Origin of the sequence: Streptomyces boluensis (assembly GCF_009908195.1) — a bacterium.
Taxonomy (GTDB): domain Bacteria; phylum Actinomycetota; class Actinomycetes; order Streptomycetales; family Streptomycetaceae; genus Streptomyces; species Streptomyces boluensis.
Genome location: NZ_JAAAHS010000053.1, coordinates 1 through 13064 on the forward strand (window position 1 = coordinate 1; position 13064 = coordinate 13064).

A 13064-nucleotide genomic window follows, 5' to 3' on the forward strand; every position below is an offset into this window, starting at 1 on the left:
CCCCCTGGGCCGACGCCGTACCCGCCCTGCCGAACAGCCCATTCCACCGGGGGAGTTGGAAACACCTGTGACCACCTGGACCGACCGCACCGCTGACCGGCCCCTTTCGCTGACCGCGCCCAGCGGCATCGACCGCGCCGCCCACCACCGCCTCGACGAGGCGTGGCTGGCCGCCGCCTGGAGCCATCCGACGACCCGCGTCTTCGTGGTCTCCGGCGGCCAGGCGCTGATCGACGACACCCCCGACGGCCGCACCGAACTCGTGATGACGCCCGCCTTCGAGGCGCCGGTCACCGAGACGCACCGGTACTTCCTGGGCACCGACGACGACGGCGTCAGCTATTTCGCGCTCCAGAAGGACTCGCTGCCCGGCCGCATGGACCAGTCGGCACGCCCCGCGGGCCTGCGCGAGGCCGGCCTGCTGCTCTCGCCGCGGGACGCGGGCCTCATGGTGCACGCCGTCGCCCTGGAGAACTGGCAGCGCCTGCACCGCTTCTGCTCCCGCTGCGGCGAGCGCACCGGGATCGCGGCAGCGGGCCACATCCGCCGCTGCGCGGCCTGTGGCGCCGAGCACTACCCGCGTACCGACCCGGCCGTGATCATGGCTGTCACGGACGAGGAGGACCGCATACTGCTCGGCCGCCAGGTGCACTGGCCCGAGGGCCGGTTCTCGACGCTCGCGGGCTTCGTCGAGCCGGGGGAGTCCATCGAGCAGTCGGTGCGCCGCGAGGTCTTCGAGGAGGCGGGCGTCACCGTCGGCGACGTCGAGTACGTGGCGAGCCAGCCGTGGCCGTTCCCGTCCAGCCTGATGCTCGGCTTCATGGCGCGCGCCACGTCCCCGGAGATCGAGGTCGACGGCGAGGAGATCGAGGAGGCCCGCTGGTTCTCCCGCGACGAGCTGACCGCCGCCTTCGAGTCCGGCGAGGTCCTGCCGCCGTACGGCATCTCCATCGCGGCCCGGCTGATCGAGCTCTGGTACGGCAGGCCGCTGCCCCGGCCCGTACCCTGATCGGGGCTGCCGAAAGGGCGCTGACCAGCGCCCCCTAGGGCTGAGAACCGGACCAGGGCAGGCCCAGGGACGTACACCAGAACGCGCACCGGCACGAACCCCGGACGGACATCGAGAAAGGGCGCCGACCATGGCCGACTACCGCATCGAGACCGTCCGCACCGGCTACCGGCAGTGGACCGCGCGCAACGACCGCGGCGCCGAGGTGCGCATCGCCGCCGCCGACGACGAGGCGGGCCAGCCCTCGTTCACGCCGGTGGAGCTGCTGCTCGCGGCGCTCGGCGGCTGCGGCGGCCTTGTCGTGGACCGCACCGCGCGTGCGGTGGACCACGACGAGCTGCGGATCGTCGTGGAGTCCGTCTCGACTCCGGAGGACGACGGCCGGGTCGGCAAGGTCCGGGTCAGCTACGAACTCGACATCCCCGAGGACGCCAACGGCGGCCGCGCCGCCGAGGTCTTCGCGCGTGGTGTACGTCTCACCCACGAGAAGCACTGCACGGTCAGCCGCACCGTCGAGCACGGCGCGCGCGTGGAGGCGATCCTGCCGGACGGCACGGTCGGCTTCGCCGCGGGCGGCGACGCGCACTGACCCCGCCCCGACCGCGCATACGCGAAGGGCCCCCGCCGATCCGGCGGGGGCCCTTCGCGTATCCGAGGATCAGGCGTGCATCAGACGCCGACCTTCTGCTTGACCTGCGCGAGCGACGGGTTCGTCAGCGTCGAACCGTCCGCGAACAGCACGGTCGGGACCGTCTGGTTCCCGCCATTGGCCTTCTCGACGAACGCAGCCGACTCCGGGTCCTGCTCGATGTTGATCTCCTTGTACGCGATGCCCTCACGGTCCATCTGGCCCTTGAGCCGACGGCAGTAGCCGCACCACGTGGTGCTGTACATCGTCACAGTGCCCGGCATGTCTAGCGCTCCTCTGTCTCGTCCGATGCGCTGACGCATCTGTCTCGTACGACACACGACCGCTTCCGACGCGTAGTCGCTCCAGGTCGAACGTACGCGGGCCGGAGACCATTCCCGCATTAGTACGACCAATGCCCGGTGGCTGTGGACAACGGGCTCGGCCGTCTCCGCGGACCTGGCAGCATGGCGGGGTGACACCAGCAACGCACTCCCCCCTCTTCCCGCAGTTGCCGGGCGCGAGCCAGTACGCGGCGCCGCCCCCGGACGCGGACGCCGTCCTCGACGGGCTCGACCCCGAGCAGCGCGAGGTGGCGACGGCCCTGCACGGGCCGGTGTGCGTGCTGGCGGGCGCGGGCACGGGCAAGACCCGCGCCATCACCCACCGGATCGCGTACGGCGTGCGGGCCGGCATCCTCCGCGCCGACAGCGTCCTCGCCGTGACCTTCACCAACCGCGCCGCGGGCGAGATGCGCGGCCGGCTCCGCCAGCTGGGGGTGAGCGGTGTGCAGGCCCGCACCTTCCACTCCGCGGCCCTGCGCCAGCTCCAGTACTTCTGGCCGAAAGCAGTCGGTGGCGAGCTGCCGCGCCTGGTGGAGCGCAAGGTGCAGCTGGTCGCCGAGTCGGCCGCCCGCTACCGCATCCGCCTCGACCGGAACGAACTGCGGGATGTCACCGGCGAGATCGAGTGGTCCAAGGTCACCCAGACCGTCCCGGCCGACTACCCCGCAGCCGCGGCCAAGGCGGGCCGCGACATCCCCCGCGACCCGGCCGAGATCTCCCAGATCTACGCGACGTACGAAGAACTCAAGCGCGACCGAGGCGTCATCGACTTCGAGGACGTCCTGCTCCTGACGGTCGGCGTCCTCCAGGACCGGTACGACATCGCGGAGCAGGTCCGCGCCCAGTACCAGCACTTCGTGGTCGACGAGTACCAGGACGTCAGCCCGCTCCAGCAGCGCCTGCTCGAACTGTGGCTGGGCGAGCGGGACAGCCTGTGCGTGGTCGGCGACGCCAGCCAGACGATCTACTCCTTCACCGGGGCCACCCCGGACCACCTCCTGGACTTCCGCAACCGCCACCCCCAGGCCACGCTCGTCAAGCTGATCCGGGACTACCGCTCGACGCCCCAGGTCGTCCACCTCGCCAACAGCGTCCTGTCCCAGGCCCGCGGCCGCGCCGCCGAGCACCGCCTGGAGCTGGTCTCGCAGCGCGACCCGGGCCCCGAACCCAGCTTCACGGAGTACGGCGACGAGCCCACCGAGGCCGAGGGCGCCGCCCGCCGCATCCGCAAGCTCCTCGACTCCGGCATCCCGGCCAGCGAGATCGCCGTACTCTTCCGCACCAACGGCCAGTCCGGGCTCTACGAACAGGCGCTCGCCGATGTAGGCATCGCCTACCAACTGCGCGGCGCGGAGCGCTTCTTCGAACGTTCCGAGGTGCGCGAGGCGGGCGCCGCCCTGCGCGGCGCGGCCCGCTTCGGCGGTAACGACGCCCTCCTCGACGACGCGGTGGACGTGCCGTCCCAGGTGCGCGCGGTGCTCTCCACCAAGGGCTGGACCTCCCAGGCCCCGGCCGGCGCCGGGGCCGTACGCGACCGCTGGGAGTCCCTCGCCGCCCTGGTGCGGCTCGCCGAGGACTTCGCCCGCGCCCGCCCCACGGCCACGCTCGCCGACCTCGTGGCGGAGCTGGACGAGCGGGCCCAGGCCCAGCACGCCCCCACCGTCGAAGGCGTCACCCTCGCCTCACTGCACGCCGCGAAGGGCCTGGAGTGGGACGCCGTGTTCCTGGTAGGCCTCACCGAGGGCATGATGCCGATCGCGTACGCCAAGACGGACGAGCAGGTCGAGGAGGAGCGCCGGCTGCTCTACGTCGGCATCACCCGCGCCCGCGCGCACCTCGCCCTGTCCTGGGCGCTGTCCCGCTCGCCGGGCGGCCGCGCCTCGCGCCGTCCGAGCCGGTTCCTCGGCGGGCTGCGTGGTGGCTCGACGGCCACGGTCGCGCCGCGCGTCGGCACGGCGGGCGGCGGCGCCGAGCGCGGCCCGGCCCGCAGCCGCAAGCCCCGCGGGCCGGTGCACTGCCGGGTCTGCGGCCGCACCCTCACCGACGCGGGCGAGCTCAAGCTGCTGCGCTGCGAGGACTGCCCGTCGGACATGGACGAGGGGGTGTACGACCGCCTGCACGCCTGGCGGGCGCACGAGGCCGCCGAGCTCGGGCAGCCCGCGTTCTGCGTCTTCACGGACAAGACCTTGATCGCGATCGCCGAGGCGGTCCCGGACTCCGACGCCGAGCTGTCCCGCATCCCCGGGGTCGGCGCCCGGAAACTGGGCCGCTTCGGAGCCGACGTCCTGGCCATCTGCGCAGGTGAGGAACGTCCCGTCGGACTTGGAGAAGCCGACAAGACTGACTGATACAAACTCGTCGAAAAAATAGTTTGCGTACGCCGCGGCAATCCCCATAGGTTCTTAACCACGGAAACAGGCGCTTCTCCGAAGCCCTGGTTCCGTGTTGTACTTGACACCTTGTAAGCCAGCGGTCCGGTTCGCGCCGGTCCCCGAGACGCCGAGAGGAGGCGATTCCAGTGATCAGCATCAACAGCAGCTTCAACAGCTCCGTCGTCAAAATGACCGATCGCTCGGTCGTCGCCACCTGCCTGCTCGGCAACTCGAATCAGGGCACCGGTCTGCCCGTCGGCATTCATGCCGCGCGCCCGGCGTCCCTGTCTCTCCCGGTCCGTTCCGTGAGTGAGCGCGATGAGCGACCGACCAAGGCACCGGAAGCAGCAGTAGCAGCGGCACAGGCGAAGGCCTATGCCTTTGCGGCAGCCGGTGCCGGACTTCGGAAGCAGACGACGACGCAGCAGTACATGTGGGCCTTCCGCGGGCTCGAACCCTGGAGTGATCCAGTCTGATCGACGATCAGGCCGGCGCCTTCAGGGCCGCGGAACCCCACCCGGGATCCGCGGCCCTTCTGTTTTCCCCGAACAGGGAGAGCGGGACGAAGGGGCCGACGGACAAGCAGTACCTGGTACCACGCCGCCACCCGGCCGACCGGCCGGAACGACCAGACGAGGAAGACACCAACCGTGCAAACCGAAACGCACGCCCCGTCCGTACCGCCTTCAGAGACGCTCCCCCCGCCCGGCCTTCAGGAGAACACCTTGACTCCGCTCACTGCGCTCACCGCGCTCGACGACGCCATCGAGAACCTCGGCGTGCCCGTCCCCTGCCGTAGCTACGACCCGGAGGTCTTCTTCGCCGAGTCGCCGGCCGATGTCGAGTACGCCAAGTCCCTCTGCCGTACCTGCCCGCTGATGGAGGCCTGCCTCGCCGGCGCCAAGGAGCGGCGTGAGCCGTGGGGTGTCTGGGGCGGCGAGCTCTTCGTCCAGGGCGTGGTCGTTGCCCGCAAGCGGCCGCGTGGCCGTCCGCGCAAGAACCCGGTCGCCGCATGAACGCCGCCGGAACCATCGACCGCCCCCTGACGCACGACCCCATGAAGCAGGCCCCGATGAAGCTTTTCGCCACCGAGCCCGTCGGCTCCGCGATCCCAGAGACCACCACCACGCACTCCGGCGCGAACTTCTCGCGTCAGAACAGGACCCGCGAGATGCAACTCCAACCAGAAGCCCTGGCACGTGCACATATGCACGATCGCCTGCGTGAGGCCGACGCCGACCGACAGGCCGTGCGCCTGATCGCCGCGCGCCGGATGCAGCGCCGTGCCGAGCGCGCCTCGCTGCGCGCCCGCCGCGCGCTGGCCATGGCCGTCATGAACTGACCCGGAACTCACCACGGGCAAAGGCCCGGTGACTCCACGCGGGGGCCGTCCGAACAGGGCGGCCCCCGCGGTGCGTTGTGCTCCCGGCGCCGCGCACCGGCGGTACTGTCGCGCCGTGGACAGTCGAACTCCTCGCTCCGCCGAGCAGCCGGGCGCCGAGCCCGTGGTGTGTTCCCGCTGCGGCGCCCGCGCGGAGGCTCCGCAGCCGACCTGGACCTGCTCTGTGGAGGACGGCCGGCGTCACTACTACTGCGACGACTGCTCCCGCGCCAACATCAGAGCCATCGAGGGCCGCCTGGACTCCACTTGGTGGTGAGCCCCACCGGTACGCGGTAGGCCGGGCAGCCCTCATCGGAGCGGATCCGGACCTAGCCTGCCGATTCGCCCTGCACGGCCCCTTCGTCCTCGCCGTCTGGCGATTCGTCTGTCGTCTCGTCCGTGGATTCGTCAGTTTCATCAGGTTCGTCTGACTCGTCCGCTGCGAGGAACCCGGGGAGCCAGGACTCCAGTTCGTCCCGCAGCCGCACCGTCGCCCCCAGCTGACACAGCACGCCGATGGTGCTGAGCGTCACCCGGTGTATCAGCAGATACGAGGGCGGCAGGTTCAACTGCTTGCCCAACTGGTGGGCGGGGGAGCGCACATCGGCGATACGTCCCGCCTGGTTGCGGATCCAGCTCCTGGTGAACGTGAACGCGTCGGCCTGTGCCGGTTCGATGATCGGCAACAGATAGTCGAGCACCGCGTCCGGGTCGAGCTCGATCTTCTCCTTGACGAAGCCTTCCTCGCGCAGCAGCTCGTAGACCGCCTCGGCCTCGCCCTCCAGGGTCATGCGGAGCGAGTGCCCGATCGTGTCGGGCAGCCCGCCGGGCAGACGGTCGACGGTGCCGAAGTCGAGCACCCCGAGCCGCCACTCGCTCTCGTCCGCGCCCTCCTCCGGGGGCAGCAACCGGAAGTTGCCGGGGTGCGGGTCGGCGTGCAGCAGCCCGGTACGCGCGGGGCCCGAGAAGAGGAAACGGGCGAGGAGTTGGCCCGCCCGGTCCCGCTGTTCCTCGGTGCCGTCGGCGATCACCTCGGACATCGGGATCCCGTCGATCCACTCGGTGACCAGCACCTGCTCGCTCTGGTGCAGCACGTCGGGCACGAGCACATCCGGGTCCTGCGCGAACTCCCGCGCGTGCTCCCGCTGGGCCTGTGCCTCCAGGTCGTAGTCGAGCTCCTCGGAGACCCGGTCGCGCAGCTCCGCGATCAAGGGCTTGATGTCCATGCCGGGGATCAGCGGGCCGAGCAGCTTGGCGAACCGGCTCAGTTGAGTCAGGTCGGACAGCAGCGCCTCGCCCGCTCCCGGGTACTGCACCTTGACCGCGACCTCCCGGCCGTCGTGCCAGACGGCACGGTGCACCTGACCGATCGACGCGGCCGCGGCCGGCTTGTCCTCGAACTCGAGGAACAGCTCACGCCAGTCCTCCCCGAGCCGCTCCTCCAGTACGGAGTGCACCGTCGCCGTCGGCATCGGCGGCGCCGCCTCCTGGAGCTTGGTGAGCGCCGCGCGGTAGGGACCGGCGACCTCCTCGGGGAGCGCCGACTCGAAGACGGACAGGGCCTGTCCGAACTTCATGGCGCCGCCCTTGAGTTCGCCGAGCACTTTGAACAGCTGCTCCGCCGTGCGCTGTTGCAGCTCGCGTCCCACTATCTCCGCGGACTTCCCACCGATCCGCTTGCCGAGGCCCCACGTGGCCCGGCCTGCGATGCCGATCGGCAGCGCGGCCAGCTTGGCGGTACGGGTAACCGCCTTCCGGGGAAGATCAGACATGCGCCCCTCCAAAACCCAGACTGCCGCGCCTCATCCGGCGCTCACCGGGCCATTGTCTCTTGCGGCTCACGTTCCATGGAGGTGTCCTCCCTCTCACTGTTGTCCTGGTTCCACTCGGCGAGCGGATCCCGGCGCCGGACGGCGCCGCAAGGACATCCGTAGTGTGGCCCCACCCGCTCGGCACTCCAGTCGAGCCCTGGTGCAGAAGCCTCCCAGCGGGCTCCCGTGCTGGCGGGAATCCCGCCGTCCAGGAAGGCGAGCGCATGCGCCGCCGCAAGTCCCGCGACCGCCGTCGCCAGGGCCAGATCGCAGGCCTGCACCGGACGGGCCCGCCCCGACCGCCACTGCGCCAGCATCCTCGGCCAGGTCGGGTCGCGCTCCGCGCGGCCGAGGTCGAGGCAGCCCGCACAGGCCGACGCCCCGGGCAGCACCAGCGGGCCCACCACCCCGGTGCCCTCGATGACTCCCGCATAGAGGTGCGGTGTCCCCGATGCCATGAAGGGGCCGGCGAGGAACGGATCCGGGGCGTACACGGCCAGTCCGTCGCGTGGCGCCATCACGACAAGTGAGAGCCCTGGCTCCGCGTACGGTCCCGCAGCGTCTGCCGTCCCGGTGTCCGTGGCCGAGGTGGGCGCCGCGGACGTGTGCTCGTCCCGTGCGGCGCGGGCCAAGCGGAACGGCCGGGCCTGCCGTGACGCACGCCCCGGTGCGCACCGACGTACGAGCCGCCGCGCGGAGTCGCCTCTGCGCTCCCCGACGGCCCCGGCCGGGAGCCCGCCGGGCGCCACGTCGGACGCGTCCACGCTGCCGCCGTCCAGTACATCGACCCGGCCGATGCCCGCCCCGGACAGTACGGCCGCGACCGTGGCGCCCACCCGGCCGGCGCCGCGCACCTGCACACGCATCTTCCGCCGGGCCGTCAACCGCCGTATCCCGCCCGTCGGTTCGCGGTCGGTGAGGCTGAGCGAGGCGAGGTCGGGGCGCAGGCGGTCGAGGACATCCGGGCGCCCGCGCAGGGCTTGCGCCTCCTCGCCGCCACCCGTCGCGTCGTCCAGGAGGCCCGCGTCGGCCAGGCGTGCGATCAGCTGGTCGACGTGCCCGTCCGGCAGGCACAGCCGCTGTCCCTCCGTACGCAACATCGGCAGTCCTCTCGTGCCGTCGATCAGGTCGAGCATGCTCGCCGTCGCCGGATCCATCGGCCCGAGTACTACCGCGTGCGCTCGGGCCACGCCGAACTGCACGGTCGTCAGGTCCCGCCAGGCGCGCCGCAGTGCGGGCTTCACCCTCGGATGCATGGCCGTATCCCCCCTCCGGTCCTTGTTCCGTTCCTTCGTTCCGGTCTCGACGACCGGTCCCCGTAACCCCGTTGTGGATGGTCGGCCCGGTGCCGTCTCCCGATCCGCTGTCAGCATGCCCGTCCCGCCGAGATGCTGCCGAGAGTTGTCCACAGGCGGCGGGAATAGTCGTACAAATCTTGTCGGGTCCGTGTCGATCCGCTGGGAACCGCACCGGAGGCGGGACTTCCTCCACTGACAGCGGGTAACGTCGGGGCGTGCCCGCCGACGTACCGCAGCGCGCCGAGAACCCTGAGCGCAGCGCGAAAAGCCAGCCGCCACGCGGCTCAGCGGTGAGCGCGGTCGAGGTGCGGCGGAGCGCCCGGCGCCGCAGGACGGTCTCGGCGTACCGCGAGGGCGACCGCACCATCGTCCTGATCCCCGCCCGGATGTCCGAGGCGGAGGAGCAGCGCTGGGTGGGTGTGATGCTCGACAAGCTCGAGGCCCAGGAGAGCAAGCGCCTGTTGGGCGATGCCGAACTGTCCGAGCGCGCCGAGCTCCTGTCCGACCAGTACTTCCAGGGCCGTGCCCGCCCCAAGTCGGTGCGCTGGGTGACCAATCAGAACACCCGCTGGGGTTCCTGCACCCCGGCCGAGGGCAGCATCCGGCTCTCGCACCGCCTCCAGGGCATGCCGGAATACGTCGTCGACTACGTCCTGCTGCACGAGTTGGCGCACCTTCTTGTGCCGGGTCACGGGCCGCGCTTCTGGCGGCTCCTCGAGGCGTATCCGCGTACCGAACGGGCCCGTGGCTACTTGGAGGGGGTCGTCGCGGCCGAGCGGCTGCCGCATCTCCCGGCGGCGCGCGGCGAGGAGCAGGGCGCGGGCGGCGCCTGACGTCGACGGATCACGCGTGAGGTGCCCGTCAGGCCGCACGCGCGCGCAGTGCGTGACGTGCCCGAGCACGCTGTGACGGCGCAGGCCGCGATTGTGTACCGGGTCTGTCCCGGCTTGGCTCGATGTCGGCGTTAGCGGTTAGCCTGGCGCGACGCATTCACATTCGGGATGGGGGACGGTCGTTACGCATGGCCAGGGAATTCCAACGCGGCCACAAGGCCAAGATCAGTGACCTCACCGCGGGGACGGATCTGTACGTAGGCGTGCAGATCGGCGCTCCCGGGCTGACATTCGACATCAGCTGTTTCGGCCTCGACGCCAATGAACAGCTCTCGGACGACCGTTATTTCGTCTTCTTCAATCAGCCGAAGTCGCCGGAGGAATCGATTCAGATCCTCGGTGCCCAGGCCGGTGACACCGAGTCGTTCCGCATCACTCTCGACCGGATTCCGCAGCAGATCCAGAAGCTTTCCTTCACGGCGACGCTCGACGGCGCCGGTCAGATGTCGCAGGTCGGCCCCGGTTACCTCCGGATCGTCGCGGGTGGCGAGGAAGTCGCGCGGTACGCGTTCGACGGTTCCGAGTTCACCACTGAACGCGCCGTGATGCTGGGCGACTTCTACCTGAAGGACGTCTGGCGGTTCGCCGCTGTGGGCCAGGGATTCGACGGCGGCCTGGACGCGCTGCTCAAGAACTTCGGCGGCGAGGTCGCCGAGGAGGAGCCGGCCGCCGCGCCGCAACCGCAGAGTGGTGGCGCTCCCGGGTTCGCCCCGCCGCCCGGTGGTGCCGCACCCGCGCCGTCCTTCGGTGCACCCGCCGCGGAACCCGCACCGGCCCCGTCGTTCGGCGCGCCCGCGCAGCCTGCTCCGGCACCCGCTCCCGCACCGGCGCCCGCGCCCGTGGCGCAGCCGCCGCACGGCTTCGCGCCGCCGCCCGGTGGTGCCACGCCGCCGCAGGCGCCCGCCCCACCGAATGTGCACGGGGCGCCGACCATCGCCGCCCCGCTCGCCCCCGCGCCGGGTCAGGCCCCGCCCATGCCGCCCGGTTACGGACAGCCGGGGCAGCCCGCACCGGCGCCGCAGCAGCCGCAGTTCGGCCAGGTTCCGGGTCAGACCCAGCCCGGCCAGGCCCCGCCGCCCGGTTACGGCCAGCCGCCGCAGGCCGGTTTCCCCGGCCAGCCCGGCGCCCCGTCGCCGTACGGACAGCCGCAGGGAGTGCCGCAGGGAGTGCCGCAAGGCGGTGGTCCCGGTGGCGTCGCCGTGGCGCTGCAGAAGTACCGCGAGGTGCCCACCGGCCAGCGCTGGACGCAGCAGAACGAACAGTTGGTCCGAGTCGACCTCGGTGCCGACGGCTCACCGGTGCTCGCCCGCCAGGGCAGCATGGTGCTGTACCAGGGCAAGGTCGATTTCAGCTACAAGGGCGCCGGATTCGCCGGCCGCATCGTGGGTAACGCCACCGGCCAGGAGATGCAGCTGATGCGCTGCACCGGCCGCGGCCAGGTCTTCCTCGCGGAGAACGAAGCCCATCTGCACCCGATCGAGCTCCAGGGCGACGCGATCTGCGTCTCCGCGGAGAACGTCCTGGCGTACGACGAGTCGCTCCAGCACGAGGTCCGCAGGATCGAGGGCCACGGCATCCCGGGCGGCGCGCTGTTCACGATGCAGTTCCAGGGCACGGGCACGGTGATCGTGAAGACCAAGGGCACGCCCGTGGTGCTGCCGGTCACGCCGACGACGTTCGCGGACGCCAACTCCATCGTGGCCTGGTCCGCCGCCTCCCAGGTGATCATCTCCAGCCAGGTGCGACTGCGCCGCCAGGCCTTCCCCGGCCACAGCGGCGAGACCGTGAATCTTCAATTCCGCGGTGCGCCAGGCAACTTCATCGTCGTCCAGCCCTACGAGATCTAAGGGGAGCGAAGTCATGAACCAGCTCGCGGGCTTCGCCCCGACCCCCGTCGCGGCCCGGATGGAGAATCACGGCCGCAGCATGGTGAAGATCGCCATGCAGAGCGGACAGGACCTCTTCGCGCGTACCGGCTCGATGGTCGCGTACGAGGGCTTCGTCCAGTACGAGCCGAATCCGCCGGCCGTCCGTCAGATCGCCGGGCAGTGGATCACCGGTGAGGGCACTCCGCTGATGAAGGCCAGCGGCGACGGCATGCTCTACCTCGCCGACTACGGCGCGGATGTCGTCGTCATCAACCTCAACGGCGAAGCGCTCTCCGTGAACGGCACCAATCTGCTGGCCTTCGACGCGAGCCTCCAGTGGGGCGTCGAGCGGGTCAAGGGTCTCGCCAAGTTCGCCGGACAGGGCCTGTGGAACGTCAAGGTGAGCGGCCAGGGCTGGGTCGCGCTGACCTCGCGCGGCGCCCCGATCGTCGTCGACTGCGGCAGCGGCGAGGACGAGACGTACGTCGACCCGGACGCCCTGGTCGCCTGGTCCCCGAACCTCAAGGTGAAGGGCAAGCGCAGCTTCAAGGCCTCCTCGATGATCGGCCGGGGCAGCGGCGAGGCCTACCAGATGGCCTTCTCGGGGCAGGGCATCGTCGTCGTACAGCCCAGCGAGGACAGCACAGACCGCCTCCGGATCCGGAGCTAGGGGGAGCGAACACACCATGCAGAGCCCGCTTTTCGCTCACACCGAGCAGCAGACCCAGGAGCGCTACGCGATCCAGAACCCGCAGATGCTGCGGGTCACCCTCGAGGGTCACGACGACATCCTCGCCCGCAAGGGCGCCATGGTGGCCTACCAGGGCCTCATGGAGTTCGACGGCGAGTACCAGTCGCAGGGGCAGCGCCGTTCCCGCGCCAACACCGGTGAGGGCCTCGACCTGATGCGCTGCTCCGGGCAGGGCACGGTCTACCTGGCCAACCTCGCCCAGTACATCCACATCGTCGACATCGACCAGCAGGGCCTGACCGTGGACAGCAGCTATGTCCTCGCGCTCGACTCCCAGCTGCACACCGAAGTCATCGCTGTGGACAGCCAGTTCGGCATCTCGGGGTCCGGCAAGTACCAGCTCAACATCACGGGCAGCGGCAAGGTCGCCCTGATGACGTCGGGCCAGCCGCTGATGCTCCAGGTCACGCCGGAGAAGTACGTCAACGCCGACGCGGACGCGATCGTCGCGTGGTCCAACTCCCTGCGGGTGCAGATGCAGGCGCAGACGCACTCCTCGGGTGTGCGCCGCCGCCGCGGCAACACCGGCGAGGGCTGGGAACTCAGCTTCATGGGCAACGGCTTCGCGCTCGTCCAGCCCAGTGAGCTGCTTCCGCCGCAGAACGCCGCCATCGGCGGCGGCCTGGCCGCGCAGTACGGCATGGGACAGCAGGGCGCCCACGGCCAGAACCGTGGCAACGCCTGGGAGTGACCCACAACAGGGCGAGAA

At 70.8% G+C, this 13064-nt stretch carries 14 protein-coding genes; 11 read left to right on the forward strand and 3 right to left on the reverse strand.

Features of this window, described 5'->3' with window-relative positions; translation table 11 throughout:
- Nucleotides 1-67 precede the first annotated feature (67 nt).
- Both nudC and GUY60_RS10085 read left to right on the forward strand, forming a co-directional pair.
- The gene (nudC, locus tag GUY60_RS10080; RefSeq protein WP_187369974.1) at nt 68-1009 is read left to right on the forward strand and encodes an NAD(+) diphosphatase; all 942 of its coding nucleotides are present in this window, start codon (nt 68-70) and stop codon (nt 1007-1009) included.
- A gap of 130 nt (nt 1010-1139) precedes the next feature.
- Nucleotides 1140-1598, forward strand: a complete 459-nt coding sequence (locus GUY60_RS10085; RefSeq protein ID WP_161696075.1) for an OsmC family protein — start codon at nt 1140-1142, stop codon at nt 1596-1598.
- 80 nt (nt 1599-1678) lie between these two features.
- Here GUY60_RS10085 and GUY60_RS10090 read toward each other — a convergent pair whose 3' ends face one another.
- Nucleotides 1679-1921, reverse strand: coding sequence for a mycoredoxin (locus tag GUY60_RS10090; protein WP_161696077.1), 243 nt, complete (start codon nt 1919-1921; stop codon nt 1679-1681).
- A gap of 131 nt (nt 1922-2052) precedes the next feature.
- Between GUY60_RS10090 and GUY60_RS10095 the strand changes: the two genes are divergently transcribed.
- From GUY60_RS10095 to GUY60_RS10115, 5 genes are all read left to right on the forward strand, one after another.
- Nucleotides 2053-4329, forward strand: coding sequence for an ATP-dependent DNA helicase UvrD2 (locus GUY60_RS10095; protein ID WP_161696079.1), 2277 nt, complete (start codon nt 2053-2055; stop codon nt 4327-4329).
- A gap of 170 nt (nt 4330-4499) precedes the next feature.
- Nucleotides 4500-4829 carry a hypothetical protein gene (locus GUY60_RS10100; RefSeq protein ID WP_161696081.1) on the forward strand — a complete coding sequence of 110 codons (330 nt, stop codon included), beginning with the start codon at nt 4500-4502 and terminating at the stop codon, nt 4827-4829.
- 174 nt (nt 4830-5003) lie between these two features.
- Nucleotides 5004-5369 carry a WhiB family transcriptional regulator gene (locus tag GUY60_RS10105; protein ID WP_161696083.1) on the forward strand — a complete coding sequence of 122 codons (366 nt, stop codon included), beginning with the start codon at nt 5004-5006 and terminating at the stop codon, nt 5367-5369.
- Nucleotides 5366-5695: a putative WhiB-interacting protein gene (locus GUY60_RS10110; RefSeq protein ID WP_161696085.1), complete on the forward strand. Its 330-nt coding sequence runs from the start codon at nt 5366-5368 to the stop codon at nt 5693-5695. The genes GUY60_RS10105 and GUY60_RS10110 overlap by 4 nt, the downstream gene beginning before the upstream one ends.
- Before the next feature lie 115 nt (nt 5696-5810).
- The gene (locus tag GUY60_RS10115) at nt 5811-6011 is read left to right on the forward strand and encodes a hypothetical protein (protein WP_161696086.1); all 201 of its coding nucleotides are present in this window, start codon (nt 5811-5813) and stop codon (nt 6009-6011) included.
- A gap of 52 nt (nt 6012-6063) precedes the next feature.
- Here GUY60_RS10115 and GUY60_RS10120 read toward each other — a convergent pair whose 3' ends face one another.
- The gene (locus GUY60_RS10120; RefSeq protein WP_161696088.1) at nt 6064-7506 is read right to left on the reverse strand and encodes an ABC1 kinase family protein; all 1443 of its coding nucleotides are present in this window, start codon (nt 7504-7506) and stop codon (nt 6064-6066) included.
- Nucleotides 7507-7547: 41 nt separating this feature from the next.
- Nucleotides 7548-8801 (reverse strand): ThiF family adenylyltransferase, encoded by a 1254-nt coding sequence (locus GUY60_RS10125; RefSeq protein ID WP_161696090.1) that lies wholly within the window; start codon nt 8799-8801, stop codon nt 7548-7550.
- 257 nt (nt 8802-9058) lie between these two features.
- Between GUY60_RS10125 and GUY60_RS10130 the strand changes: the two genes are divergently transcribed.
- The 4 genes from GUY60_RS10130 (at nt 9059) to GUY60_RS10145 (ending at nt 13046) form a co-directional block, all read left to right on the forward strand.
- Complete coding sequence (locus tag GUY60_RS10130; RefSeq protein ID WP_161696092.1) at nt 9059-9676, forward strand: M48 metallopeptidase family protein; 618 nt, start codon at nt 9059-9061, stop codon at nt 9674-9676.
- A gap of 188 nt (nt 9677-9864) precedes the next feature.
- Nucleotides 9865-11583, forward strand: coding sequence for a TerD family protein (locus tag GUY60_RS10135; RefSeq protein WP_161696094.1), 1719 nt, complete (start codon nt 9865-9867; stop codon nt 11581-11583).
- A 13-nt stretch (nt 11584-11596) separates the two neighbouring features.
- Nucleotides 11597-12274 carry an AIM24 family protein gene (locus GUY60_RS10140; RefSeq protein ID WP_161696096.1) on the forward strand — a complete coding sequence of 226 codons (678 nt, stop codon included), beginning with the start codon at nt 11597-11599 and terminating at the stop codon, nt 12272-12274.
- Between the two features lie 16 nt (nt 12275-12290).
- Nucleotides 12291-13046, forward strand: a complete 756-nt coding sequence (locus GUY60_RS10145) for an AIM24 family protein (RefSeq protein ID WP_161696098.1) — start codon at nt 12291-12293, stop codon at nt 13044-13046.
- The last annotated feature ends 18 nt before the right edge of the window (nt 13047-13064 follow it).

What these genes read in the sequence shown, in the direction of transcription:
- GUY60_RS10095 (WP_161696079.1), top strand. Translation starts at nt 2,053, where the DNA reads ATGCCCGGTGGCTGTGGACAACGGGCTCGGCCGTCTCCGCGGACCTGG.
- GUY60_RS10125 (WP_161696090.1), bottom strand. Translation starts at nt 8,801, where the DNA reads ATGCATCCGAGGGTGAAGCCCGCACTGCGGCGCGCCTGGCGGGACCTG.
- GUY60_RS10145 (WP_161696098.1), top strand. Translation starts at nt 12,291, where the DNA reads ATGCAGAGCCCGCTTTTCGCTCACACCGAGCAGCAGACCCAGGAGCGC.
- GUY60_RS10135 (WP_161696094.1), top strand. Translation starts at nt 9,865, where the DNA reads ATGGCCAGGGAATTCCAACGCGGCCACAAGGCCAAGATCAGTGACCTC.
- GUY60_RS10140 (WP_161696096.1), top strand. Translation starts at nt 11,597, where the DNA reads ATGAACCAGCTCGCGGGCTTCGCCCCGACCCCCGTCGCGGCCCGGATG.
- GUY60_RS10090 (WP_161696077.1), bottom strand. Translation starts at nt 1,921, where the DNA reads ATGCCGGGCACTGTGACGATGTACAGCACCACGTGGTGCGGCTACTGC.
- GUY60_RS10085 (WP_161696075.1), top strand. Translation starts at nt 1,140, where the DNA reads ATGGCCGACTACCGCATCGAGACCGTCCGCACCGGCTACCGGCAGTGG.
- GUY60_RS10110 (WP_161696085.1), top strand. Translation starts at nt 5,366, where the DNA reads ATGAACGCCGCCGGAACCATCGACCGCCCCCTGACGCACGACCCCATG.
- GUY60_RS10120 (WP_161696088.1), bottom strand. Translation starts at nt 7,506, where the DNA reads ATGTCTGATCTTCCCCGGAAGGCGGTTACCCGTACCGCCAAGCTGGCC.